At 62.7% G+C, this 22,240-nt stretch carries 21 protein-coding genes and 1 pseudogene; 11 read left to right on the top strand and 11 right to left on the bottom strand.

The features are described from left to right. The 7 genes from LPW29_RS12520 to LPW29_RS12490 form a co-directional block, all read right to left on the bottom strand. The coding region (locus LPW29_RS12520) for an NAD-dependent epimerase/dehydratase family protein (protein ID WP_238628291.1) at positions 1 to 517 on the bottom strand (517 nt) is incomplete at its 3' end. 192 nt (positions 518 to 709) lie between these two features. Continuing rightward, on the bottom strand, positions 710 to 1,999 hold the full coding sequence (locus LPW29_RS12515) for a heme biosynthesis HemY N-terminal domain-containing protein (protein ID WP_238628290.1): 1,290 nt from the start codon (positions 1,997 to 1,999) through the stop codon (positions 710 to 712). 3 nt (positions 2,000 to 2,002) lie between these two features. After that, on the bottom strand, positions 2,003 to 3,505 hold the full coding sequence (locus LPW29_RS12510; protein ID WP_238628289.1) for a uroporphyrinogen-III C-methyltransferase: 1,503 nt from the start codon (positions 3,503 to 3,505) through the stop codon (positions 2,003 to 2,005). Then, entirely contained in the window at positions 3,498 to 4,259 is a 762-nt protein-coding gene (locus tag LPW29_RS12505) for a uroporphyrinogen-III synthase (protein WP_238628288.1), read from the bottom strand. The genes LPW29_RS12510 and LPW29_RS12505 overlap by 8 nt, the downstream gene beginning before the upstream one ends. A 68-nt stretch (positions 4,260 to 4,327) precedes the next feature. Then, positions 4,328 to 5,296, bottom strand: coding sequence for a hydroxymethylbilane synthase (gene hemC, locus LPW29_RS12500; RefSeq protein WP_090254970.1), 969 nt, complete (start codon positions 5,294 to 5,296; stop codon positions 4,328 to 4,330). A 184-nt stretch (positions 5,297 to 5,480) separates the two neighbouring features. Then, the gene (locus LPW29_RS12495) at positions 5,481 to 6,215 is read right to left on the bottom strand and encodes a LytR/AlgR family response regulator transcription factor (protein WP_238628287.1); all 735 of its coding nucleotides are present in this window, start codon (positions 6,213 to 6,215) and stop codon (positions 5,481 to 5,483) included. Next, complete coding sequence (locus LPW29_RS12490) at positions 6,215 to 7,288, bottom strand: sensor histidine kinase (protein WP_090254965.1); 1,074 nt, start codon at positions 7,286 to 7,288, stop codon at positions 6,215 to 6,217. Before LPW29_RS12490 ends, LPW29_RS12495 begins: the two co-directional genes overlap by 1 nt. Before the next feature lie 90 nt (positions 7,289 to 7,378). Here LPW29_RS12490 and argH point away from each other — a divergent pair, with 90 nt between their 5' ends. From argH to LPW29_RS12465, 5 genes are all read left to right on the top strand, one after another. Next, the gene (argH, locus tag LPW29_RS12485) at positions 7,379 to 8,779 is read left to right on the top strand and encodes an argininosuccinate lyase (RefSeq protein ID WP_238628286.1); all 1,401 of its coding nucleotides are present in this window, start codon (positions 7,379 to 7,381) and stop codon (positions 8,777 to 8,779) included. Positions 8,780 to 9,030: 251 nt separating this feature from the next. Further along, positions 9,031 to 9,411: a response regulator transcription factor gene (locus tag LPW29_RS12480; RefSeq protein WP_090254961.1), complete on the top strand. Its 381-nt coding sequence runs from the start codon at positions 9,031 to 9,033 to the stop codon at positions 9,409 to 9,411. A gap of 45 nt (positions 9,412 to 9,456) precedes the next feature. Next, complete coding sequence (locus LPW29_RS12475; protein ID WP_238628285.1) at positions 9,457 to 11,598, top strand: exonuclease domain-containing protein; 2,142 nt, start codon at positions 9,457 to 9,459, stop codon at positions 11,596 to 11,598. A 59-nt stretch (positions 11,599 to 11,657) separates the two neighbouring features. Next, a complete protein-coding gene (locus LPW29_RS12470) occupies positions 11,658 to 11,903 on the top strand; it encodes a hypothetical protein (protein WP_143050477.1) in 246 nt (81 codons plus the stop codon). Further along, a complete protein-coding gene (locus LPW29_RS12465) occupies positions 11,900 to 14,674 on the top strand; it encodes an ATP-binding protein (protein WP_238628284.1) in 2,775 nt (924 codons plus the stop codon). Before LPW29_RS12470 ends, LPW29_RS12465 begins: the two co-directional genes overlap by 4 nt. On the opposite strand, the gene LPW29_RS12460 is transcribed toward LPW29_RS12465, so the two are convergent. Then, positions 14,671 to 15,336, bottom strand: a complete 666-nt coding sequence (locus LPW29_RS12460; RefSeq protein WP_238628283.1) for an alpha/beta hydrolase — start codon at positions 15,334 to 15,336, stop codon at positions 14,671 to 14,673. The genes LPW29_RS12465 and LPW29_RS12460 overlap by 4 nt on opposite strands. 171 nt (positions 15,337 to 15,507) lie before the next feature. On the opposite strand from LPW29_RS12460, the gene hemB reads away from it, so the two are divergent. From hemB to LPW29_RS12445, 3 genes are all read left to right on the top strand, one after another. Then, on the top strand, positions 15,508 to 16,509 hold the full coding sequence (hemB, locus tag LPW29_RS12455; RefSeq protein WP_090254951.1) for a porphobilinogen synthase: 1,002 nt from the start codon (positions 15,508 to 15,510) through the stop codon (positions 16,507 to 16,509). 12 nt (positions 16,510 to 16,521) lie between these two features. Next, positions 16,522 to 17,334 (top strand): shikimate dehydrogenase, encoded by an 813-nt coding sequence (gene aroE, locus LPW29_RS12450; protein WP_238628292.1) that lies wholly within the window; start codon positions 16,522 to 16,524, stop codon positions 17,332 to 17,334. A 111-nt stretch (positions 17,335 to 17,445) separates the two neighbouring features. Continuing rightward, positions 17,446 to 18,105: an OmpA family protein gene (locus tag LPW29_RS12445; protein WP_238628282.1), complete on the top strand. Its 660-nt coding sequence runs from the start codon at positions 17,446 to 17,448 to the stop codon at positions 18,103 to 18,105. 225 nt (positions 18,106 to 18,330) lie between these two features. Here the strand turns inward: LPW29_RS12445 and LPW29_RS12440 are convergent, their stop codons facing one another. Both LPW29_RS12440 and gorA read right to left on the bottom strand, forming a co-directional pair. Next, positions 18,331 to 18,885 (bottom strand): gamma carbonic anhydrase family protein, encoded by a 555-nt coding sequence (locus tag LPW29_RS12440; protein ID WP_238628281.1) that lies wholly within the window; start codon positions 18,883 to 18,885, stop codon positions 18,331 to 18,333. Between the two features lie 22 nt (positions 18,886 to 18,907). Next, positions 18,908 to 20,254 (bottom strand): glutathione-disulfide reductase, encoded by a 1,347-nt coding sequence (gorA, locus tag LPW29_RS12435; RefSeq protein WP_238628280.1) that lies wholly within the window; start codon positions 20,252 to 20,254, stop codon positions 18,908 to 18,910. Between the two features lie 211 nt (positions 20,255 to 20,465). Between gorA and LPW29_RS12430 the strand changes: the two are divergent. Then, positions 20,466 to 21,265: pseudogene (locus LPW29_RS12430) on the top strand (methyl-accepting chemotaxis protein); the annotation flags it as partial. Positions 21,266 to 21,302: 37 nt separating this feature from the next. On the opposite strand, the gene LPW29_RS12425 reads toward LPW29_RS12430, so the two are convergent. Continuing rightward, positions 21,303 to 21,542 carry an addiction module protein gene (locus tag LPW29_RS12425; protein ID WP_238628279.1) on the bottom strand — a complete coding sequence of 80 codons (240 nt, stop codon included), beginning with the start codon at positions 21,540 to 21,542 and terminating at the stop codon, positions 21,303 to 21,305. Between the two features lie 210 nt (positions 21,543 to 21,752). On the opposite strand from LPW29_RS12425, the gene LPW29_RS12420 reads away from it, so the two are divergent. Both LPW29_RS12420 and LPW29_RS12415 read left to right on the top strand, forming a co-directional pair. Next, positions 21,753 to 22,019, top strand: coding sequence for a CopG family ribbon-helix-helix protein (locus LPW29_RS12420; RefSeq protein WP_238628278.1), 267 nt, complete (start codon positions 21,753 to 21,755; stop codon positions 22,017 to 22,019). Then, the coding region (locus LPW29_RS12415; RefSeq protein ID WP_255705583.1) for a type II toxin-antitoxin system RelE/ParE family toxin at positions 22,016 to 22,240 on the top strand (225 nt) is incomplete at its 3' end. The genes LPW29_RS12420 and LPW29_RS12415, both read left to right, overlap by 4 nt.

Here is a 22,240-nt window from a genome sequence, read left to right as displayed (position 1 = left end):
CTCCTGCCTGGATACGGGCCACGGGAAGCCTGAACGGACCGTAGATTCCCGGTGCCCTGAGCACCACCACCGGGATGCCGGCCTCAGCCATGAGCTGGCCCAGACGCTTTTCCGCATCCAGTCGCCGATGCCCCCGGTCGGTCATGGGTGAGGGTTCGGTGAGATCATCCACCTGAGCCCCGCCCTGGTCTCCATAGACTCCGGTGGTGCTGATGTAGACGATTTTTTCGGGTGGTTGCCGTCGACACAATTCAGCGAACCGGGCGGTTCTCGGATCCACTCGTCCTTCACTGGGGGGTGGCACGCTGTGCAGTACGAGACAGCCCGCCAGGGGCAGGACGTCCAGACCCTCACCGGTATCCAGATCGGCCTGGAGGGCTTCGAAGCCCATGGCCTTCAGTTCCCGCACCCGTTCGGGGTGGCGTGCCACGCCGATGACCCGCCGTCCCTCGTGAGCCATGCGATGTCCCACACGTTCTCCCACATAGCCGCAGCCCATGATGAGTACCGGTTTCATGGTCCTTCTCCTGATTGACTGACGTCGTGTGACTATACCGTTTCAGCGGTGGTCGTGTCCGGGGAGGCCGCCCGGATTTTACCCAGAAAAAAGGGCCATCCGCCTGCGCGGATGGCCCTTGCCTTATCTGCATCAGGCCTTCAGGAATCCCGACACGATCCGTCTGTGTGCCGCGCCGGGATTCCCGCCCAATCAGGCGCTGGACAGTCGGGGCTGTCCCACCTTGCCGCGGCGACGGCCGGGCAGAGGCTTGCCCGCTTCGGGCTGGGGCGCCACCGGCACCACTGGCTCGGACAGGCTGCCGTCCACGGCCACCTGCAGACCCTTGCGGTAGGCATCCTGAGCCAGCTTTTCCTCACCCACCTGATCCAGGATTTCACCCAACTCACGGTAGGCTTCCGGGGTGGGCTTGGCATTCACGCTGGACTCCAGATAACCGCGGGCCTTGCCCCATGCCTTGCCTTGTTTGCAAAGGCGACCCAGGGTCAGCAACAGCACTGGATCACGGCGATGCTCGCGCAGCCAGCCTTCGGCCACGCTGATGGCGCGATTGGTATCGTTGACGGTGAGCTGACCATACAAGTGGATCAGACGCTCATTCCAGTGCTGTTTCAGGCTGCTGCGCAGCACCACTTCGGCACGATCCGGCTCATTGAGGTTGATCAGCGCACGGGCGTAGGGCTCCAGCAGTTCATGACGGCTGCGGGAGGTCTTGGGCAGACTCACCCAGGCACCTTCCAGCTTGCCCAGGTCGCCCGCGGCGGCCAGTTCGGCGGCACGCGCGGAGAATGCTTCGGCTTCCATCTCGTCCAGGTCCTTGTTGTCCAGGGCACGGGCCTTGCGCAACTCGGGCAGGACGTTGAGGAGCGAGGCGCTGTCACCGGTTTCCCGATAGAGCCGTGCCCGCAGGCGCAGCAATTGGGGATGGCCCGGGGCCACGTCATTCATGTGGCGCAATGTGCTGGTGGCAGGTCCGGTCTCACCATGGTCCAGTTGCAGCTCGGCCTGGGTGAGGCCCACGGCCACTTCGGCGCCGGCTTCAGCCTGAGAGGCCTGACGCAGGTACTCATCGCGGCGATCGTAGGCACCCTGAGCCTGAGCGGCGCGGGCCGCGGACAGGTAGTTCAGGGTGGGGGAATCACCTCGGCGAGCCGACTGCACCAGCAGCTTTTCGGCCTTGTTCCAGCGGCCTTCGGTCATTTCCGCCATGCCCAGAGCCAGGCCCTTCTGGCAGACCATGGCCTTCTTCTGCTTGCGGCGGGCGCTCATGTTGCTCGGGAGACCGAACAGACCCACCAGGAAGCGGATCACGCCGTAGAGCGCCAGTAGCACGACCACCATGGCCACGATGTAGAAGGCCATGCTGGTTTCCAGGCTCATGTCGCCATAGGCGAAAAGTACGTAGCCAGGCTCTTCCATGAACAACAGGGTCGCGATCGCAGAGGCGATCAGTACGAGAAAGATGACGATCAGAGATTTCATTGATTAACCCTCCAGCTCAGCCAGCAGTTCAGCCGACTTGCCGATTTCAGGCTGCTCGGGGCGCAGATCACGTTTTTCCAGGTCTTCCAGGCGCTTCATCAGAGGAGCGACTGGCTCGGAGGCGAAATACTCGGCCAGCATGGCGCGGGCACTCTGGAGATTTTCGCGGTATTCGTCTTCGTTGTCGCGCAGGGCGGCCAACCGGGCGGATTCGATACGCAGTGCCAGGGCCTGACGCATGAACAATTCCGCATCCGCATCCGGCATGGAACGCACGACCTGATCATGACGACGCACGGTGACTTGCTGGTTCAGTTCGGATACCACCTGGTAATAGGCGCGTTCCCACCAGGGCGAATCGCCGTTGGGAGCATCACCGTTCACCAGGGAGAGTCGACCCCCGGATTCCGTTTCAGGCTTCTGGAGCGGCAGGGGTTTGAGTTCCTCGACGATCTCATCCAGTGCAGCCACGATCTCCTGCACGTTGCTGCCTTCATAGCCTTCCAGGGCAGCAATTTCCTCGGCGATGGCGTCTCGTACCTCGCTGTACTTCGGATCGCCCATGGCTTGCAGCATGGTATCGGCCGACTTCAGCGCAGCGATGGCACCCGTGGGATCATCCATCAGGTTCAGGCGATGATCGGCAATCCCGAGCAGGTACGTGACCTCGGCGGCCTGCCATTCGCGATGGGGACGCTCGGATTCATTCTGAATGGCGCCCAGGCCCTCTTCCAGGGTCTCGAGACGGCGCTGCTGACGCTCCTCAATACTGGCCAGTTCGGTACGGGCCTCTTCCAGGGCCTTCTCCAATTCGGTGCGAACGTCACCCTCAAGCTCACTGACCTGGGTTTCCATGCGGCTGATGGTTTCAGGCAGGGCCTGGGTGCGTTCCTCGATTTCGGCCAGCTCACGCAGCGCGCTGCTCAAGCGGTCATTGGCCTCATTGGCCATCTCCATGGCCTTGTTGGCATTCGACGAGGCGTTCATGCCGATGCCCAGGGCCAGCACCACGGCGACACCACCGACGATCAGCGGCAGCTTGCTGTTGCGGCCACTGGATTGGCCACCGGACGGGGGCGGCGGCGTACGGCCCGCGCCACCACCGCCCTGAGCGGGTGCCGGCTTGGCGGCGCCGGGGCTGCTCCCGGTCGCCTTCGCCGCAGTGCTCTTGACTGGTTCGGATTTGTCGGACCCGCTCTTTGTCGAGTCGGCTTTGGAGGTTTCAGGTTTATTGTCCACGGGTTTTGATGCCTCGGGCTTTGGGGTTTGAGTTTTGTCTGCCCCGGCCTGGTCCGCGGGCTTGTTGCCGACCTGGCCGGAAAGTGCGTCCTTGTCCTTGGAATCGGCGTTATAGGCCACCGTATCCCTTTTGGCCGCGGCGCTCAGCGAGTGACCGGAGGCCTGACCACGGCTCCGTGTCTTCGTCTTTTCTTCCGGGGTGCCCGCCCCGGTTGCCGTTGGCTTGGCGCCGCCTTTGGCCTTTGGATTTGATCGTTGTCTACTCATGAGTTTGCTTCCTCTTTTCAGCCCATTTCTGCACGGCCTCCAGCATGGCCTCGTCGCTGGGGTCGGCGGCCACGACTGGGGTCTGTTTGAAGCCCATCTCCCGGGCCGTGTCCAGCATGCGTTCGCAGCCCACCACGATCGGCGTGCCGCGCAGCCAGAACTGCCCCACCTTGCCTACCATTTCGTAGAGGTTGCGCAGCCCCTCACTGCTGGTGATCGCAATCACATGGATGTCGCCACGGGACCATTGCCGCAACACCCGGTCGGTATCCGCATCCGGCAGGCCACGACGATAGGACTCCACGAAGGTCACCCTTGCCCCCCGAGCGGTGAGTGTAGCACCTAGCAGTTCCCGCCCTCCGTCACCCCGGAAGATCACCACGTCCCGACCCTGCACATCCTGCAATTCAGGTTGTTCCAGCAGTGCCTCGCTGTCAAAGCGGCTGGGCGGGCAGATGTCCACCTGATAGCCGAGCCGCTCCAGGGCCTGGGCCGATTTGCGGCCCACAGTGGCCAGTTTCAGCCCCGAAGGCATTTGCCTTCTTCCATGGATCCGATTGAGGGTCCGGTTCACGGCGTTGGGGCTGACGAACACCGCGATATGGAAGTCTTCAAGCCTGTCGATCAGGGCATCCAGGGCCGCCGTGTCATGCGCCTCCTTGATCTCCAGCGTGGGAAAGCGCAAGGCCTGCCCTCCGGCGGCCTCAACCAGGTGGCAGAAATGCTCGGCCTGGTGGGCTGGACGGGTCACCATCACGGTCACCCCCCGCAATGGGTCCGTGGCGCCTTCCCTGGGTGCTGTTGCCCTGGCTTCAGCTGAACTCATGACATCGGGTTTTGACTTTTGGACAACTCGGCGGGGTTCAGGCCCAGATCCTTGAGGATGCGACCGGCTCCCTCATGCAGCAGTTGCTCGGCCAAGGCCACGCCCAGCTCAGCGGCTTTCTCTCGCGGACCTTCCAGGCTGGCCCGGTAGACCAGCGAACCGTCCGGCTCACCCACCAGGCCACGCATGTGCAGGGTGCCGTCGTCGCGCAACTCGGCGTAGCCACCGATGGGGACCTGGCAACCGCCATTGAGGCGATAGTTGAAGGCTCGCTCCGCGGTCACCCGTACATGGGTGTCCGGGTCGTTGAGGGGGCCGATCAACTCCATCACCTCCGGGTCATTGCAGCGACATTCGATGCCGATGGCACCCTGACCAATGGCCGGCAGGCTCTCGTCGGCGCTGAGTACCCGGGTGATGCGCTCACCAAATCCCAGCCGCTTGAGACCGGCCGAGGCCAGCAGGATGGCGTCGTAGTCGCCGTTGTCCAGCTTTGCAAGGCGCGTGTTCACGTTACCGCGCAGGTCCAGCACCTGAAAGCTGGGGAATCGGGCCCGCAACTGGCTTTGCCGACGCAGACTGGAGGTGCCCACGCGAGCGCCTTCGGGGAGTTCCTCGAGGGAGGTGTAATGATTCGACACGAAGGCGTCGTGCGGGTCCTCACGGTCCAGGATGATGGGCAGTTCCAGGCCCTCGGGCAGTTCCATGGGGACGTCCTTGAGGGAATGTACGGCGATGTCGGCGTCACCCTCCAGCAGGCCGGTTTCCAGTTCCTTCACGAACAGACCCTTGCCGCCCACCTTGGCCAGTGGGGTATCCAGGATCCGGTCACCCTGGGTGGACATCTTCACCAATGTGACCTGCACATCCGGGAACAGGGCTCTGACCCGGCGGGATACTTCCTCGGCCTGCCACAGGGCGAGAGGGCTTTTCCGGGTGGCGATCTTGAGTTCAGTCTTGGGCATGGGCGGGTAGCAGCTCGCGTAATCTGGCCGTGTTGAAGGTTTGCGGTATCGTACAACGCAACCATACATTATGTCTGCCTTTCAACACATGGGGCAGACGGATCTCTGTCAACTTTACTTGACCCAGGCCCGGTCATTGGATCTTCCAGGGCCTGGTCTCTCTCCCCAATGGCTTAAAACAGTGTTAAAGGGTCTTGAGGAAGCGGCGTACCTCGGCCACGTGGCGTCGGCTCACCTCCAGGCGCTCTCCCGAGTCCTTGAGCACCACTTCGAAGCCCCCCTGGTTGTTTTTCTCCATGCCGCCGAAACGGCTTTTGGCCACCAGGGCGTTGCGGTGAATGCGCAGGAAGTCCTCGCTGAACTCCTCTTCCAGGGCCTTGAGGGGCTCTTCAATCAGCACCTCGCCCTCATCATGGCGCACGGTGACATATTTCTGATCCGCCTGGAAATAATGCACGCCCTCCACGGGGATGAGTTCCAGGTTGCCGCGCACCCGGGCGCAGATATGGCTGCGGGTGCGGCCCTGATGAGTGGAGTCCTGAAGATGACCCAGTTGGGCCCGGTTGGGCCGGCCGGCCTGTTCCAGGGCCTCCTGAAGGCGTTCCTGACGCACCGGTTTGAGCAGGTAACCCACCGCATGGGTCTCGAATGCCTCGATGGCGTGACCCTCGTACGCAGTGATGAAGATGACTGCCGGCGGGGTTTCCATCTCGGCAATGTGGCTGGCGGCCTCCAGGCCATCCATCCCCGGCATGCGGATGTCCAGCAATACGATGTCGGGTTCCAGTTGCTGCGCCAGCCGCACCGCCTGCAGACCATTGGAGGCATTGGCCACCACCTCGTATTCCGGCATCTGCTCCAGCAGTGAGGCGAGCCGCTCACGGGCCGGTTGCTCGTCATCCACGATCAACACCTTCATCACTTCCTCCTGGGTAGCGAGATATCCACACGATAGCGTTCCCGGCTCTGGGTCGTTTCCATGCGCGCCTCGCCCCGATAGGCCAGCGCCAGCCGCTGGCGAATGCTCTCCTGGGCGAAGCGGTTGCCGGGGCGTTGATTGCGCTCCTTCTCCGGGGGCAGCGGGTTCTCCACGATGATGTGCAGGTAATGATCCCGCAGTCGGATCTCCACGGCCACCGTGCCGCCCTCGGTCAGGGGCTCGATACCATGGTAAATGGAATTCTCCACCAGGGGTTGCAGGGTCAGGCTGGGAATGGGGTAATCCATGGGCACCGATTCGTCGATGCGCCACTCCACCTGCAAACGATCCCCCAGGCGCAGGGCCTCGATCCGCAGATAGCGTTGTGCCAGGCCCACCTCTTCGTTGAGCGTGACGCTGTCCTTGGTGGACAAGGTGGCGCGGAACAGATCCGCCAGATCCATGACCGTGGATTCTGCCTGCTCCGGCTGGCTGCGGGTGAGATTGGCGATGGTGTTCATGCTGTTGAACAGAAAATGTGGGCGAATGCGCGCCTGCAGGGCTTGTACCCGGGAGCGGGCCTCGGCTTCCACATTCTCCTGCCACTGTTTCTGAACATACAGATAACGCAGCGCCACCGCGCAGACAATGGCACTCACGGCCAGCGCCCGCATGAGAAATTCATCCACGGGAAAGCCGGAGCCCAGGGTGTACCACCCCAGGCGATGCGACAGATGCAGGGCAATGACGGACATCACCAGGGTGACTGCCAGCATGATCAGCCAGGCGGCCACCGCGGCATTGAGGGGGCGCAGACGTCGCAGCCAGCCGCGGTTCAGGCACAGGGTGAACACCGTGCCCAGGGCTACCCACTGCACAAACAGCGAGGTCAGGGCCAGATTGACCCAGAAGCCCTGGGGGCGGGGCTCGGATGCCAGGGCCAGGATGAAGGCCAGCAACTGTGCCATGAGCACCACCACGAAGACCGTGCGACTCTCGCAGAAGTCTGGCAGAAACAAAGGGCGCGCCGGCGTTTTGCGCCCGTCCTGCGAGTGTTTTGGGGTGAAGTTCATGGGCTTTGGATCCATTGCATGGGCCGTCCTCCAGGGTACGGTATCCCAATGGTATACTCCGCGCCAATGACCCAAAGGCATGCATGACCCATGAGCGAAAAGCCAGCACAAGACAAACTCTGGGGCGGACGTTTTTCCGAGCCCACCGATCAATTCGTGGAGGCATTTACCGCCTCGGTGGGCTTTGATCAGCGCCTTTACCGGCACGATATCGAGGGTTCGCGCGCCCATGCGCGCATGCTCGCCCGGGTGGGGGTGATCAGCGACGCGGAATGCGAACAGATCCAGCAGGGTCTGGGGGAGATCCTGGCGCAGATCGAGGCCGGCGATTTTCACTGGTCCGTGAGCCTGGAGGACGTCCACATGAACGTGGAGGCCCGCCTGATCGAGCGCATCGGGGATGTGGGCAAGAAGCTGCACACCGGGCGCTCCCGCAATGATCAGGTGGCCACCGACATCCGCCTCTACCTGCGCGAGGCCATCGACGGCATCCTGGCCGAGATCCGTCGTCTCCAACAGGGCCTGCTGGATCTGGCCGAGCGTGAGGCTCAGACTGTCATGCCCGGCTTCACCCACCTGCAAACGGCCCAGCCGGTGACTTTCGGCCATCACATGATGGCCTGGTTCGAGATGCTGGAGCGGGATCATGCCCGGCTGGTGGACTGCCGGCGGCGGGTGAACGTCATGCCCCTGGGCTCGGCCGCCCTGGCCGGCACCCCCTACCCCCTGGATCGTCACTACACCGCTGAACTCCTCGGGTTCGAACGGATATCCGACAACTCCCTGGATGCGGTCAGCGATCGGGATTTCGTCATCGAGTTCTGCGCCGCCGGGGCGCTGATCATGACCCACCTGTCACGGTTCTCCGAGGAACTGATTCTCTGGGCCAGTGCCCAGTTCGGTTTCGTGGACCTGCCCGACCGTTTTTGCACCGGGTCATCCATCATGCCCCAGAAGAAGAACCCGGATGTTCCGGAACTGGTGCGCGGCAAGACCGGCCGGGTGAACGGCAATCTGGTGGCCATGCTGACCCTGATGAAAGCCCAGCCACTGGCCTATAACAAGGACAATCAGGAAGACAAGGAGCCCCTGTTCGACACCGTGGATACCCTGGCCGGAAGCCTGCGCGCCTTCGCCGACATGGTGCCCCACATTCAGGTGCGTGCCGAAGCCATGGAAGCCGCCGCCCGGGGCGGCTTTGCCACCGCCACCGATCTGGCCGACTATCTGGTGAGCAAGGGGATGGCCTTCCGCGATGCCCACGAGGTGGTGGGCCGCGCCGTGCGCCTGGGGGTGGAAACCGGGCGTGACCTGTCCCAGATGGGCCTGGAGGAGCTGCAACAATTTTCCTCCATGATTCAGGATGATGTGTTCCAGGTGCTGACCCTGCAGGGTTCGGTGGCTGCCCGCAACCTGCATGGCGGCACTGCGCCGGCCCAGGTCCGTGAGCGTATCCGTGAGGCCCGCGCCCGTCTGGCCTCCGGGGTCTGAGCGCCGCGAGGCCATGAAAAGTACGCCCGGGTGTGTTCCTGTCATGACGCTCCCCTTCGGCTGTGCTATTTTGACCTTATAGCCAGAGGTTAATAGACCATCGGGTTCAGTCCCGCGCGCCAGAAGACAAGACACCAAAACACGTCGATTCGTCCACCCAGGGCGGCCCTTGAATGGCCCCCACCCACCGACTCCAGGGTTGATGGGCAGAATCGAGACGAACGGCCTGGTGAGGATATAAGGAGGAGGAGATGGCACCCCAATCCGTACTGGTGGTGGATGATGAGCCCAATATCGTCCTCTCACTGGAATTTTTGATGAAAGAGGCAGGTTTCGACGTGCGTGTCGCCCGGGATGGCGAGACGGCCCTGGAGGCGGTGCGCGAGCGCCCCCCTCAGGTGATCCTGCTGGATGTCATGCTGCCCAAGCGGGACGGATATGATGTCTGCCAGACCATCCGCGCCAATCCGGAATGGAAGGATGTGCGCATTCTGATGCTCACCGCCAAGGGTCGGCAGATCGAGAAGGAGAAGGGGCTGGCCATGGGGGCTGATGATTACATCACCAAGCCCTTTTCCACCCGTGAGGTGGTAGCGCGGGTCCGCGATTACATGCCCGGAGGTGGCGCCTGATCCGGGCGTTCCACGCACCCGCATCCGAGCCAGGCAAACGGTCCTGTGGATAAACGTACCCTCATCGCCCTGCTCTTTGCCTGCCTGGTGGTTTTCGCCTATGCCGCCCTGGTCACCGTATTCAATTGGGAGGCCGTCGGGCAGGGTCAGTTCCCCCGCGTGTGGCTGGGGCCTCCGCTGATTGGGGCACTTGCATTCGCAGTGCCTGTGTACCTGGTCTGGTTCATGGTGCGTCGCTTGGTGTTCCGCCCCGCACGGCGTATCAGCCGTGATGTGCGGGCACTGCTGGAGTCCCGCAATGCCGACACCGAGGTGGCCACTCCGCCTCATCATGCCCTGGGTGACCTGCCCGAGTCGGTGCGTTCCCTGGCCCTCTCCCTGCGTAGTTCCCGGCGCGAGGTGCGCAGCGCCATGGCCACCGCCACGGCCCAGATCAATGAGCAGAAAAGCTGGCTCGAGGTGATCCTGCAGGGCCTTACCGAGGGGGTGCTGGTGTGCAACCGCAATCACCAGATGCTGCTCTACAATCAGTCTGCTGTCTCCATTCTGGAGACCCCGGAGGCGGTGGGCTTGGGGCGGCCCCTGTTTCAGGTCATCTCCCGTGCACCGGTGATGCACACCCTGGATCGACTGGAGTGGCGCCGCCGCGATGCCGAAGGCAGTGGTGAGGATCTCTCCGCCTCCTTTGTATGCACTGATGTCAGCGCCACCCGCATGCTGCAGGGGCGCATGTCACTGATCCTGGATCCGGACGGCAACACCAGCGCCTATCTGATCACCCTGGTGGACATCTCCAGCGAGTTGGAGATGATGACCCAGGTGGATGCGGTGCGCCGCGCCCTGACGGTGGATCTGCGCGGTGGGGTGGCTAATCTGCGCGCCGCGGCCGAGACCATCGAGGCCCATCCGGAGATGCCCGATGAGAAACGCCGCCAGTTCGATCATGTGTTGCGCACCGAGAGCGAGGAACTGAGCCTGCACCTGGAGGCACTGGCCGATGTGTTCCGTGGCCACGCCCTGGGGCGTTACCCCATGTCGGACCTCCTGAGCACCGACCTGGTCAACTGCGTGGCCCGGCGTCTGGAAGACCTGCCCGAGGTGAAACTGGTGGCGGTGGGACAGCCCTTGTGGATCCAGGGAGACAGTCTCTCGCTGGTGCAGGTGATCGACCGACTGTTGCGTCATCTGGTGCGTTTCTCCCGGGCGAACACCTTCTATGTGGAAACCTTGCTGGGAGATCGACGCGTCTACATGGACTTTTCCTGGGAAGGCCCTCCGGTGCCGGCCAGCGCCCTGGACAATTGGCTGGACAGCTCCTGCGGCGAGGAACTGGCCCATCAGTCCATCCGCGAAGTCCTGGAGCGCCACGGTATCGAGCTGTGGAGCCAGGAATGCGGCCGTAATGGGGAATCCCTGCTGCGCCTGCCCATGATCGCGCCCAAGCGGCCCCAGTTCCTGCCCGAGGGCGACCGTCTGCCGCCGCGTCCGGAATTCTATGACTTTGGTCTGATGCGCGAACACGAGGGGGACCCGGAGCTGGCCGCCACACCCCTGGACGAACTCACCTTCGTGGTCTTCGACTGTGAGATGACCGGTCTGGACCCCATGGGCGGGGACGAAATCATCTCCATTGCCGGGGTGCGCGTGGTCAAGGGGCGTGTACTCAGTGGCGAGACCTTCGAGCGTCTGATCCATCCCGGCCGCCCCATTCCCCCCGCTTCGATCCGTTTCCACGGCATCACCGATGAGCAGGTGGAGGGCAAGCCCCCCATCACCGAGGTGCTGCCCCAGTTCAAGACCTTCGTGGGCGAGGCTGTGATGGTGGCCCACAATGCCGCCTTTGACATGAAATTCATCAGCCTGAAGGAGAAGCGCTGCGGTGTCAGCTTCGACAACCCGGTGCTGGACACCCTGCTGCTGTCGGTGATGGTGGAGGACGAAGACGAGGACCACTCCCTGGACGCCCTGATCGAACGTTATGGGATACAGATCACCGGCCGACATACGGCCCTGGGCGACGCCATCGCCACCGCCCACCTGTTGGTGACTCTGGTGGAACGGCTTCAATCCCAGGGCTTCAAGACCTTCGGCGAGGTCATGCGTTCATCCAACATGGCCGCCCAGCTGCGCCAGCGTGAGCGCAGCATCACCCATCAGAACAGCAGCGGCTCGGCGGCGGGGGCCTGACCGCCATGGCCCGCGTGCCGCTGTCTGGCAAGACGGCGAACGGCAAGCGGAATCCGCGCATGACCCCGCCCAGCGGTGCTCGCGAGCGCTATGTAGCGGCCTTCATGCTAGGACTTGCCCTCTTCTTCCCTCCCCTGCTGGTCGTCTTTGATCTGGACGGTTTTGTCCTGGGTATCCCGGCGTTGTTCTTTTATCTCTATGGGGCCTGGCTGGCGCTCATCGTTCTGGTCGTGCTGATCGTGGCCCGCTCATCCCATGAGGAGCCGGGGGATCACCGCCCCCATGATCCGGGGCGTGAGCCGTGAACATCGGGTTGGTCATTGGCGTTTCCCTGGGGTATCTGCTGATTCTCTTCGGGATTGCCTACTGGGGAGACAAGCGCTCGGATCAGGGGCGCAGCATCATCAATAGCCCCTATGTCTATGCCCTTTCCATCGCTGTTTACTGCACCTCCTGGACCTTCTACGGGAGCGTCGGGCTGGCCGCCGAGGGCGGGATTCACTACCTGCCCATCTATTTGGGTCCCACCCTCATGGCCGCCCTGTTCTGGATCGTGCTACGCAAGATGGTGCGCATCTCCAAGGTCAACCGGATCACCTCGATCGCCGATTTCGTGGCCTCCCGCTATGGCAAGAGCCAGCTGCTGGGTGGCCTGGTCACCATCATCGCCCTGGTGGGGTTGGTCCCGTATATCGCCCTGCAGCTCAGGGCGGTGTCCGACACCTTTCATGTCATGGTCAGTTATCCTGACGTGGCGGCCTCGCAATTGGCCCACACCGTGCCCTTCTACGCTGATAACGCCTTCTATGTGGCCCTGATCCTGGCGGCCTTCGCCATCCTCTTCGGTACCCGCCACATCGACGCCTCGGAGCATCACTCGGGCATGGTGGCCGCCATTGCCTTCGAGTCCGTGGTCAAGCTGGTGGCCTTCCTGCTGGCGGGGCTGGTGATCACCTTCGTGATCTTCGGCGGTGTGGGGGATCTGTTCAGTCAGGCAGCGGCCCATCCCCAGCTCGTCGAGCTCTTCCACGTGGGGGAACTCTCCGATTATGGCAACTGGATCGCCTTCACCCTGCTGGCCATGGTGGTGGTTCTGGTGCTGCCACGACAATTCCAGGTGGCGGTGGTGGAAAACGTGGACGAAAGCCACGTGCGCAAGGCGGCCTGGTTGTTCCCCCTGTATCTGTTCCTCATCAACCTGTTCGTGTTGCCCATCGCTTTTGCCGGCGTGCTGGTATTGGGAGATGGTGAGATGAACCCGGATAACTTCGTGCTGGCCCTGCCCTTGTCCCAGGATATGCAGCTACTGGCCCTGATTGTCTTCCTGGGTGGCTTGTCGGCGGCCACGGCCATGATCATCGTGGAGACCGTGGCCCTGGCCACCATGCTGTGCAACGACCTGGTGATGCCGGCCCTGCTGCGCATCCGCTGGCTGGGACTGGAGCGACGTCGGGATCTCACCCGGTTGCTGCTGTATATCCGCCGTGGCGCCATCCTCATCGGCATCCTGCTGGGTTACACCTATGTGCGCGTGACCAGTGACATGGTGGGGTTGGTCAGCATGGGGCTGGTGTCGTTTTGTGCCGTGGCCCAGTTTGCTCCGGCCCTGATCGGGGGCATTTTCTGGAAAGGGGCAACACGCAAGGGCGCCCTGGCGGGCCTGACGGCGGGGTTCGTGATCTGGTTGTACACGCTGCTGCTACCGTCCTTCGTCCAGGCCGGATGGCTGCCCGCCACGTTCATCACTCAAGGGCCCTGGGGCATCGAACTGCTCAAACCCTATGCGCTGTTCGGGCTTTCCGGGTTGCATCAGATCACGCATTCCCTGGTCTGGTCGATGCTGGTGAACCTGGGGGCTTATGTCACCGTCTCCCTGTTGACTCAACAGAGCACCATGGAGCGCATCCAGGCTAACCTGTTCGTGGATGTCTTCCGGCTATCGGCCGAGCGTTACGGCATCTCCCGGTTCTGGCGCGGCACGGCCACGGTGGATGACCTGTTCGACCTGCTCAAGCGCTTTGTGGGTGAGGAGCGGGCCCGCAGGGCCTTTGAACACTATGCCCGTGGTCGAGGCCTGGATCTGGCGCGGATGCACGAGGCGGATTCGGACCTGATTCAGTTGTGTGAACGCATGCTGGCAGGCTCCATTGGTACCGCCTCGGCGCGGGTGATGGTTTCCAATGTGGCCAAGGGGGATGTGGTCAGCCTGGAAGAGGTAATGGAGATCCTGGATGAGGCCAGCCAGGTCATCGCTTACAGTCAGCAACTGGAGGCCAAATCACGGGAGCTGGAAACAGCCACCCGGGAGTTGCGCGCTGCCAACGAGCAACTCAAGCAACTGGATCGGATGAAGGATGATTTCATTTCCACGGTCACCCATGAATTGCGTACGCCGCTGACCTCCATCCGCTCCTTCACCGAGATCCTCTATGACAACCGGGATCTGGACCCGGACAAGCGCCAGGAATTCCTGGGTATCATCATCAGTGAGAGCGAGCGTCTCACCCGTCTGATCAATCAGGTGCTGGACCTGGCCAAGCTGGAATCCGGGGCCATGCGCTGGTACATCCGCCGTTACGATCTGGTGGAGATCCTGAGCGATGCCGCCACGGCCTCATCCCAGCTCTTCAAGACCAAGGCAGTGGACCTGAAACTGGATCTGCCCGATCATCCGGTGCCCATGGACACGGACCGGGACCGTCTCATGCAGGTCATCATCAACCTGTTGTCCAATGCGGTGAAGTTCACGCCCTCCCACACCGGGCGCGTGACCCTCAGGCTCACGCCCCAGGAGGAAGGAGGGGTCAAGGTGGAAGTGGAGGACAATGGACCCGGCATCCCCACCGAGGATCTGGCCACCCTATTCGAGAAATTCCGGCAGGTGGGGGATGCCCTCACCGAAAAGCCCGAAGGAACGGGCCTGGGGCTGGCCATCTGCAAGAACATCATCCAGCACCTGGGCGGGCGTATCTGGGTGGATAGCCAGCCAGGGGCTGGCGCCACCTTCGCCTTCAACCTGCCACCGCTGGATGGCCCGGCAGCACAGGAAACGAAGCCCGCTAAGGAAGCCCGCTAAGCCTGAATGAACGGCCCCATCCACTGACTCAGGTCGCGGATCTCATCGGCGCAGACGCTGTGGGGCATGGGGTATTCGTGCCATTGCAGTTTCACGCCCATGGTACGCAGGGCTTGGCTGGTGTGGCGGCCGAAGTCCGGCGGGATCACGGGATCGAAGCTGCCATGGCCCATGAAAACCGGCAGGCCGGCCGCCCGCGGGGACAGGCTCAGGCCCGCCTTGGCGGCATCGGGCAGATAGGTGGACAGTCCGAAGACTGCATCCGGGGCCGGGCCTTCCACCAGGCCGGTCAGCAGGGCCATGGCGCCTCCCTGGGAAAAGCCACCCAGCAGCACCGTGTCATAATGGCGACGCGCCTCGGTGAGCAGGCCCTGAACAGCGGCCACCCCCTCTCCGACCTGACCGTGGTCCTCGCCCTCGCCCGGGGCCAGTTCCCGGAAGTCGTACCACGCTCGCATGGGCATGCCATTGTTGATGGTGACCCGCCGCACCGGTGCATGGGGGAAGATGAAGCGGACCGGCTTGCCGGGCGGCAACTGCATTTCGGGTACGATGGGCTCAAAATCATGGCCATCGGCCCCCAGGCCGTGCAGCCAGATGACGCAGGTTTTCGGGTTCTCGCCGGTATCGACGATGACGGATTCGAAGGGATTTGTATTCATGGGGGCAAGGATATCCGGTTTGTCATCGCGATGGGAGCCACCCCCTCGGTGGCAACAGCCCGGGCCGCGACTTCGGCGTGACCTCACGCCGTGCCCCGCCGGGACAAATCGGCTATCCTGAGCCCCTTTTGAACCCATCCCAAGACAGCCGATCAAGGCGTGGAGTGATCAATGTCCCAGTTCAAAGGCTACTATCCCCTGGTTCGACCCCGTCGCATGCGGCGCGATGACTTCTCCCGCCGTTTGATGCAGGAGAGCATGGTTACGCCCAACGATTTCATCTACCCGGTGTTTGTCCTGGAAGGCCAGGGTCAGCGTGAACCCGTGCCGTCCATGCCCGGCGTGGAGCGGCTGTCCATCGACCTGCTCATCGAAGAGGCCAAGGTCAGTGCCCGCCTGGGCATTCCGGCCATGGCCCTGTTCCCCGTGGTGCCCATGGAGAAGAAGAGCGAGGATGCCGCCGAGGCCTACAACCCCAATGGGCTGGCCCAGACCGCCGTGCGCGCTCTCAAGGACGCCGTGCCCGAGATCGGTGTGATCACCGACGTGGCCCTGGACCCCTTCACCACCCATGGCCAGGATGGGTTGATCGACGAGACCGGCTACGTGCTAAACGACGAGACCGTGGACGTGCTCACCCAGCAGGCCTTGTCCCACGCCGAGGCCGGCGCTGACGTGGTGGCCCCCTCCGACATGATGGATGGCCGCATCGGCGCCATTCGCGAGGCCCTGGAGGAAGGCGGTCACATCCATACCCGGATCCTGGCCTATTCCGCCAAGTATGCCTCCAGCTTCTACGGTCCCTTCCGTGATGCCGTGGGATCGGCAGCCAACCTGGGGGCCGGCAACAAGTACACCTACCAGATGGACCCCCACAACTCCGATGAGGCCCTGCAGGAAGTGGCCATGGATCTGGAGGAAGGGGCCGACATGGTGATGATCAAGCCCGGTATGCCCTATCTGGACATCGTCCGTCGTGTGAAGGAGACCTTCGGCGTGCCCACGTTTGCGTATCACGTGAGCGGCGAGTACGCCATGCTCAAGGCCGCCGGCCAGAATGGCTGGATCGATGAGCGGGCCTGTGTGCTGGAGGCGCTGGCCTGCATGAAGCGCGCGGGCGCCGATGGCATCCTCACCTATTACGCCCGTCAGGCACTGGAGTGGATGGACTGATCCGCCATGCCCATGGATCATTACGCCGTCATCGGACACCCCATCGGTCACAGCAAGTCGCCGCGGATCCATACCCTGTTCGCCCGGCAGACCGCTCAGGACATGGTCTACGAGGCGGTGCTGGCGCCGAAGGATGACTTTTCCGGCACGGTCCGCCGACTGGTGGACGCCGGGTATCGGGGTTTCAGTGTCACCGTGCCCTTCAAGCACGATGCCTTCGAGCTGGCCGATACCCTGACCGACCGGGCCCGGCGGGCCGGTGCCGTGAACACCCTCACGGTGACCGCCGACGGGCTCAACGGGGACAACACCGATGGCCTTGGGCTGGTGGCGGATCTGAAGCGCCAGCCTACCCCTCTGGCCGGCAGCCGTATCCTGTTGCTGGGGGCCGGAGGGGCGGTGCGAGGTGTGCTGGCCCCCCTGTTGGCCGAGGGGCCGGCACGGCTGCATATTGCCAATCGCACCGCCGCCAAGGCCCAGGCCCTGGCACGGGATTTTGCCGATCTGGGGCCGGTTTCCGGCGGCGGGCTGGGGGCACTCGCGGTTGAATCCTATGATCTGATCATCAACGGCACGGCCGCCGGGCTTTCCGATGAAACCCCTCCCCTGCCCGCCGGCCTGCTGGCCCCCGGTGCCGGTTGTTATGACATGATGTACGGCGACACCCCTACCGCATTCGTGCGCTGGGGCAATGCACAGGGGGCGGCCTGGACGCGGGATGGCCTGGGCATGCTGGTGGAGCAGGCGGCCGAGGCCTTCGCCATCTGGCGTGGTCAGCGCCCACGCACTGCCCCGGTCATGGAGGCCTTGCGTCCCCGTTCATGATGGGTTCATAAGGCCTGTCGTAGCCTGGTGTCCAGGCGGTTACTTACTGACACACCCGGGGCGTGCCCTTGATGGTCCGCCTCCTGATCGAGCATTGCACGGGAGTATTTCATGCGTCATCCATTACTGATCATTGCCGTGGCGGCCCTGGTGGCCCTGGCCGGCTGCACCACCATTGATCCTTATACCCGTGAGGACAAGGTCAGTGCCTCCACCAAGGGCGCGGCCATCGGGGCGGTGGCTGGTGCCCTGGTGGGCAATCTCACCACCCGCCGCGACCGCACCAAGCGGGCCATGGTCGGTGCCGGCATTGGCGCCCTGGCGGGTGCCGCCGTGGGCAACTACATGGACCGCCAGGAACAGGAGCTGCGCCGCGAACTGGATGGTACCGGTGTGAGCGTGACCCGGGTGGGAGATAACGTGGTGCTGAATATGCCGGGTAACGTCACCTTCGATGTGAACCGTGACGAGGTGAAGTCCCAGTTTTATGACGTGCTCAATTCAGTGGCCAAGGTGGCCCAGGAATTCGATCAGACCGCCCTGGAAGTGGCTGGCCACACCGACAGTACCGGGAGTGTGGAGTACAACATGGGCCTGTCCGAACGGCGTGCCCGCAGCGTGGCCCGTTACCTGCAAAGTCAGGGGGTGTCGCCGATACGGCTGGACACCATCGGTTTTGGTCCGCATCGTCCGGTGGCGGACAACCACACGCCTCAGGGTCGCGCTCAGAACCGACGCGTGGAACTGACGTTCATCCCGCTGACCCAGTGATCCGTGCCATCCGAGGGAGGATCGTGCCCGCCGTTCCCCCTCATCCCCGACCCTTCTCCCCCGAGGGGAGAAGGGAGCTCATAGTCCTCTCTCCCGAGGATCGAGAGGCAGGACTTCTAGCCCCTCCCCCGAGGATGGAGAGGGAGGACTTCTAGCCCCTCTCCCGCTGGCGGGAGAGGGGTTGGGGTGAGGGTGGTGAGGCTGGCAACAAGGGCCCGACCCTGCTCAGACCTCCATCCCTTCCGGTGGCCTTCCCTGCCCCTCGTGCCGTAACTTCAGGCGCACATAATGTTCGGCCGAGTAGCGCAGATGGTCCCGTTCCTCCTGGGTGAGGGGGCGCACCCGCTGGGCCGGCCTGCCTCGCCAAAGATACCCCGAATCCAGTACCTTGCCCGGCGACACCAGGCTGCCGGCGGCCAGAATCACGTCCGAGGCGATGATCGCCCCGTCCATCACCACGCTGCCCATACCGATCAGCACCCGGTCATGGATGTGGCAGGCGTGCAGGGTGACGTTGTGGCCCACAGTGACCTCGTTACCCACTGCCAGATCCTGACCACCAGGGGTATAGGGGCCGTCATGGGTGACATGAAGCACACAGCCATCCTGGATGTTGCTGCATTCGCCAATGTGGATGCGGTTCACATCCCCGCGCAGCACGCACATGGGCCATACGGAGCTGTCCGCACCCAGGACCACGTCTCCCAGTACCAGGGCGCTGTCGTCCACCCAGGCGGAGGGGGCGATCCTGGGTGTGTGACCTTCAAAGCTTCGAATCATGGTTAGACTCCTGTTCCAGGATTTACTTCATGGTCACCAACTCCTCCGCGCTGGTGGGATGCAGGGCCACTGTATCATCCAGGTCGCGCTTGGTGGCCCCCATGCGCACGGCCACGGCAAAACCCTGCAGCATCTCGTCGGCCTCGGGGCCGATGATGTGCACGCCCACCACTTTCTCCTGCGCCCCCACGGTCACCAGCTTCATGGCCGTAGCCACCTTATGAGTGGTCATGGCGTGATACATGGAGGTGAATCGTGTGGAATAGACCTTCACCGCCTCACCATGGGCCGCCCTCGCCTCCTCCTCGGTCAGGCCCACGGTGCCGATGGGCGGGTGGGTGAAGATCACCGAGGGGATGGTCTCATAGCTCAGATGTCGGTCCGTCTGGCCACCGAAGAGCCGGTCTGCCAGGCGTCGGCCGGCGGCGATGGCCACCGGCGTCAGCTGGGCCCGCCCCGTCACGTCACCGATGGCATACACGCCCTCCACCGAGGTGTTCTGGTAGAGATCCGTGGGGATATACCCCTGATCGTCGGGTTGAATGCCGGTATTGTGCAGGTTCAGGTCGTCCGTGGCCGGGCTTCGGCCGGTGGCCCAGATCACCTGATCGAAGACCCCGCGGCATTCGCCCTGGTCGCAGAATAGCTCCACGCTGTCCGGGTGGGCGATGAGCCGCCCCACCTGGGTGCTGGGGAACAGATTCACCCCGTCGGCCAGCATCTGCTCCATCAGTGTGTCCCGCAGCATGGGGTCAAAGGGGCGCAGCAGGGTCTCGCGGCGCAGGTACATGGACACCTCCGAACCCAGGGCGCGCAGCATGCCCGCCAGTTCCACGGCGATGTACCCTGCCCCAATGACGGCCACGCGCCGTGGCTGACTCTTGAGCTGGAAAAATCCATCGGAGGTGATGCCCAGTTCGGCCCCCGGGATGTCCGGCACGCTGGGCTGACCACCCACGGCAATCACCACGTGATCCGCGCTCACCCGCCGGCCATCCACCTCCAGGGTGTGGGCGTCCACGAAACGGGCGCGGCCTGGGATCTCATCCACACCCGAGTCCGCAAGATAGGTGTGATACCAGGTGTTGATACCCTCGATATAGGCATCCCGGGCACCCACCAATTCGCTCCAGTCAAAGCCCTCCCGGGCCAGCTTGAAGCCGTAGCCCGGAGCGTCATCCAGCCGATGGGCCATGTCGGCGGCATACCACATCACCTTCTTGGGCACGCAGCCCACATTCACGCAGGTGCCGCCCAGGGGCCCCGATTCCACCACGGCGCAGCGGGCCCCGTAACGGGCCGCGCGCTCCACCACGGACAGGCCGCCGCTACCGGCGCCGATGGCAATCAAATCGTAATGGTCGTTCATGGGGGGGGGACTCCCTTGCAGCGAAAATAGGCAGAGGATTTCTCTCCGTCTCATCTTAACAGCCTGATCGACGATCATCGGATACGGACCAAAGGTCTAAAATAGGGAAAAGGCCCCAACCCCTGAACTGGAATCCCCATGAAAATTCTAGAGGATACGACGATCCGTGCCCGCTTGATCGGGCTCATCCTGCTCGTTCTGCTCATGGTGGGCGCAGGCCTTCAACGCCTCCGTGGACAGGATCCACCAGATGGTGAAGCAAATCGCGGGGGCCTCAATCCAGGTGGCCACGGCCATGAACGAAATGACGGCCACGGTTCAGGAAGTGGCTCGGAACGCCTCCGATGCCGCCCATGCGGCGGCCTCCACTCATGAGGAAGCGGAAGCGGGCCGGTCGGTGGTCCGTCTCACGGTCGAGTCAATCGAGGGGCTTGCAGGCGAGAGGTGGAACGGGCCGCGCAAGTCATCAATAGTCTCTCAGAGGACAGCGAGAGTATTGGTCGGGTGCTGGAAGTGATCCGTGGCGTCGCCGAGCAGACCAACCTGCTGGCCCTCAATGCCGCCATTGAAGCCGCCCGGGCAGGCGAGCAGGGGCGCGGGTTTGCCGTGGTGGCCGATGAGGTGCGAACGCTGGCCACGCGCACCCAGGATTCCACGAAAGAAATACAGGAAATGATCGAGCGCCTGCAAGGCAACGCGGCCAGCGCGGTTCAGGTGATGAAGGAAAGCCGGGGCAGAGCCCAGCAGAGTGTCAGCCACGCCGGCAAGGCAGGGACCTCGCTGGAGGCCATCACGGGCTCCATTGGCAACATCAATGACATGAACACTCAGATCGCCAGCGCTGCGGAGGAGCAGTCGAGCGTGTCCGAGGAGATCAACCGTAATATCTCCAATATCGCTCAGTCCGTGGATCAGACCGCCTCCGGGGCCGGTCAGATCGCCGGAGCCAGCGACGAGCTGGCACGGTTGGCGGCGGAGCTACAGGTGCTGGTGGGGCGATTCAAGGTGTAAGCCGTCCAGGCCTGGCGGAGAACTCGCAACCGGAACACTATCCGCGCTCAATTCTTTCGCGGATACGCCTACGAAATTCTGACCGCTCCACCAGCTCAGCCTGCCCTGAATCGATCTCACCGATTCGACGAGAAATCTCACGCTCCCAGGCATCCTCGACCCCATTGTCACGGGGCGCATCGAGGCTCTTGATCAAATCATGGGCCAATTCCGCCCGTTCAGCTTCCGAAAGTGTCAGGGCTTCGGAGCGCACGCGCTGTAACGGTTCAGCGGTCATAGGACCTCCAGAAATAGCTACCATCGAAATTCTACTGCCCCTCGCCGCCCCTAACAATGGGTTAAACTGGCCCCCGAGAAGCTCCGGGCCGGAAAAGCCGGACTGACTCAGTGGCGGCCCCGGTTAACCCAAACGTTATAAATTCGTCTAGCCATGATGCCCTGGCTGCACTAATATGTATTACATATCACTACACTGGGAGTGGGCGTCATGGGTGTTACGAGTATTCGAATTGCTGACGACGTGGAAAAACCCTTGGAGGTTCTTTCCAAAAAGCTTGACAGGAGTAAGAATTATCTTATAAATCAAGCTATTAAGGAATTTCTTGCGAGGCAGTCCCTGGAGGATTCAAGGTGGCAGGATACCCTCGAAGCGCTTGAATCCATCAAGGCAGGTAAATCTATTGATGAAGAGGAGGTGAATGCTTGGCTGAATAGCTGGGGCACCAATAATCGAAAATCGCCACCTAAATCATGAAAATAAGGTACTCGCCGGAATCGGTCGATGATCTCTGCAGAATGGTGGAATTTGTAGAGGTTAAAAATCCGTTCGCAGCCCGTCGAATTGCGATAGATTTACAAGAAGGTATCGATAAGCTGAAGCAATTTCCAAAAATTGGTCTACCCGTTTTGAAAGCATCCGACCCGGAGCTAATACGCGATCTTTATATAAGCAGGTATACAGTACGTTACCTTATA

Source organism: Ectothiorhodospira sp. 9100 (assembly GCF_022227565.1).
GTDB lineage: Bacteria > Pseudomonadota > Gammaproteobacteria > Ectothiorhodospirales > Ectothiorhodospiraceae > Ectothiorhodospira > Ectothiorhodospira marina.
This window is presented reverse-complemented; position numbering and strand designations above follow the sequence as displayed.

Excerpts from the sequence above, each read along its gene's own strand:
- LPW29_RS12445 (WP_238628282.1), top strand. The coding sequence starts at position 17,446 with ATGCGTCATCCATTACTGATCATTGCCGTGGCGGCCCTGGTGGCCCTG.
- LPW29_RS12420 (WP_238628278.1), top strand. The coding sequence starts at position 21,753 with ATGGGTGTTACGAGTATTCGAATTGCTGACGACGTGGAAAAACCCTTG.
- LPW29_RS12515 (WP_238628290.1), bottom strand. The coding sequence starts at position 1,999 with ATGAAATCTCTGATCGTCATCTTTCTCGTACTGATCGCCTCTGCGATC.
- LPW29_RS12490 (WP_090254965.1), bottom strand. The coding sequence starts at position 7,288 with ATGAACTTCACCCCAAAACACTCGCAGGACGGGCGCAAAACGCCGGCG.
- LPW29_RS12510 (WP_238628289.1), bottom strand. The coding sequence starts at position 3,505 with ATGAGTAGACAACGATCAAATCCAAAGGCCAAAGGCGGCGCCAAGCCA.
- argH (WP_238628286.1), top strand. The coding sequence starts at position 7,379 with ATGAGCGAAAAGCCAGCACAAGACAAACTCTGGGGCGGACGTTTTTCC.
- LPW29_RS12480 (WP_090254961.1), top strand. The coding sequence starts at position 9,031 with ATGGCACCCCAATCCGTACTGGTGGTGGATGATGAGCCCAATATCGTC.
- aroE (WP_238628292.1), top strand. The coding sequence starts at position 16,522 with ATGGATCATTACGCCGTCATCGGACACCCCATCGGTCACAGCAAGTCG.
- LPW29_RS12460 (WP_238628283.1), bottom strand. The coding sequence starts at position 15,336 with ATGAATACAAATCCCTTCGAATCCGTCATCGTCGATACCGGCGAGAAC.
- LPW29_RS12505 (WP_238628288.1), bottom strand. The coding sequence starts at position 4,259 with ATGGTGACCCGTCCAGCCCACCAGGCCGAGCATTTCTGCCACCTGGTT.
- gorA (WP_238628280.1), bottom strand. The coding sequence starts at position 20,254 with ATGAACGACCATTACGATTTGATTGCCATCGGCGCCGGTAGCGGCGGC.
- hemB (WP_090254951.1), top strand. The coding sequence starts at position 15,508 with ATGTCCCAGTTCAAAGGCTACTATCCCCTGGTTCGACCCCGTCGCATG.
- LPW29_RS12425 (WP_238628279.1), bottom strand. The coding sequence starts at position 21,542 with ATGACCGCTGAACCGTTACAGCGCGTGCGCTCCGAAGCCCTGACACTT.
- LPW29_RS12470 (WP_143050477.1), top strand. The coding sequence starts at position 11,658 with ATGACCCCGCCCAGCGGTGCTCGCGAGCGCTATGTAGCGGCCTTCATG.
- LPW29_RS12440 (WP_238628281.1), bottom strand. The coding sequence starts at position 18,885 with ATGATTCGAAGCTTTGAAGGTCACACACCCAGGATCGCCCCCTCCGCC.
- LPW29_RS12495 (WP_238628287.1), bottom strand. The coding sequence starts at position 6,215 with ATGAAGGTGTTGATCGTGGATGACGAGCAACCGGCCCGTGAGCGGCTC.
- hemC (WP_090254970.1), bottom strand. The coding sequence starts at position 5,296 with ATGCCCAAGACTGAACTCAAGATCGCCACCCGGAAAAGCCCTCTCGCC.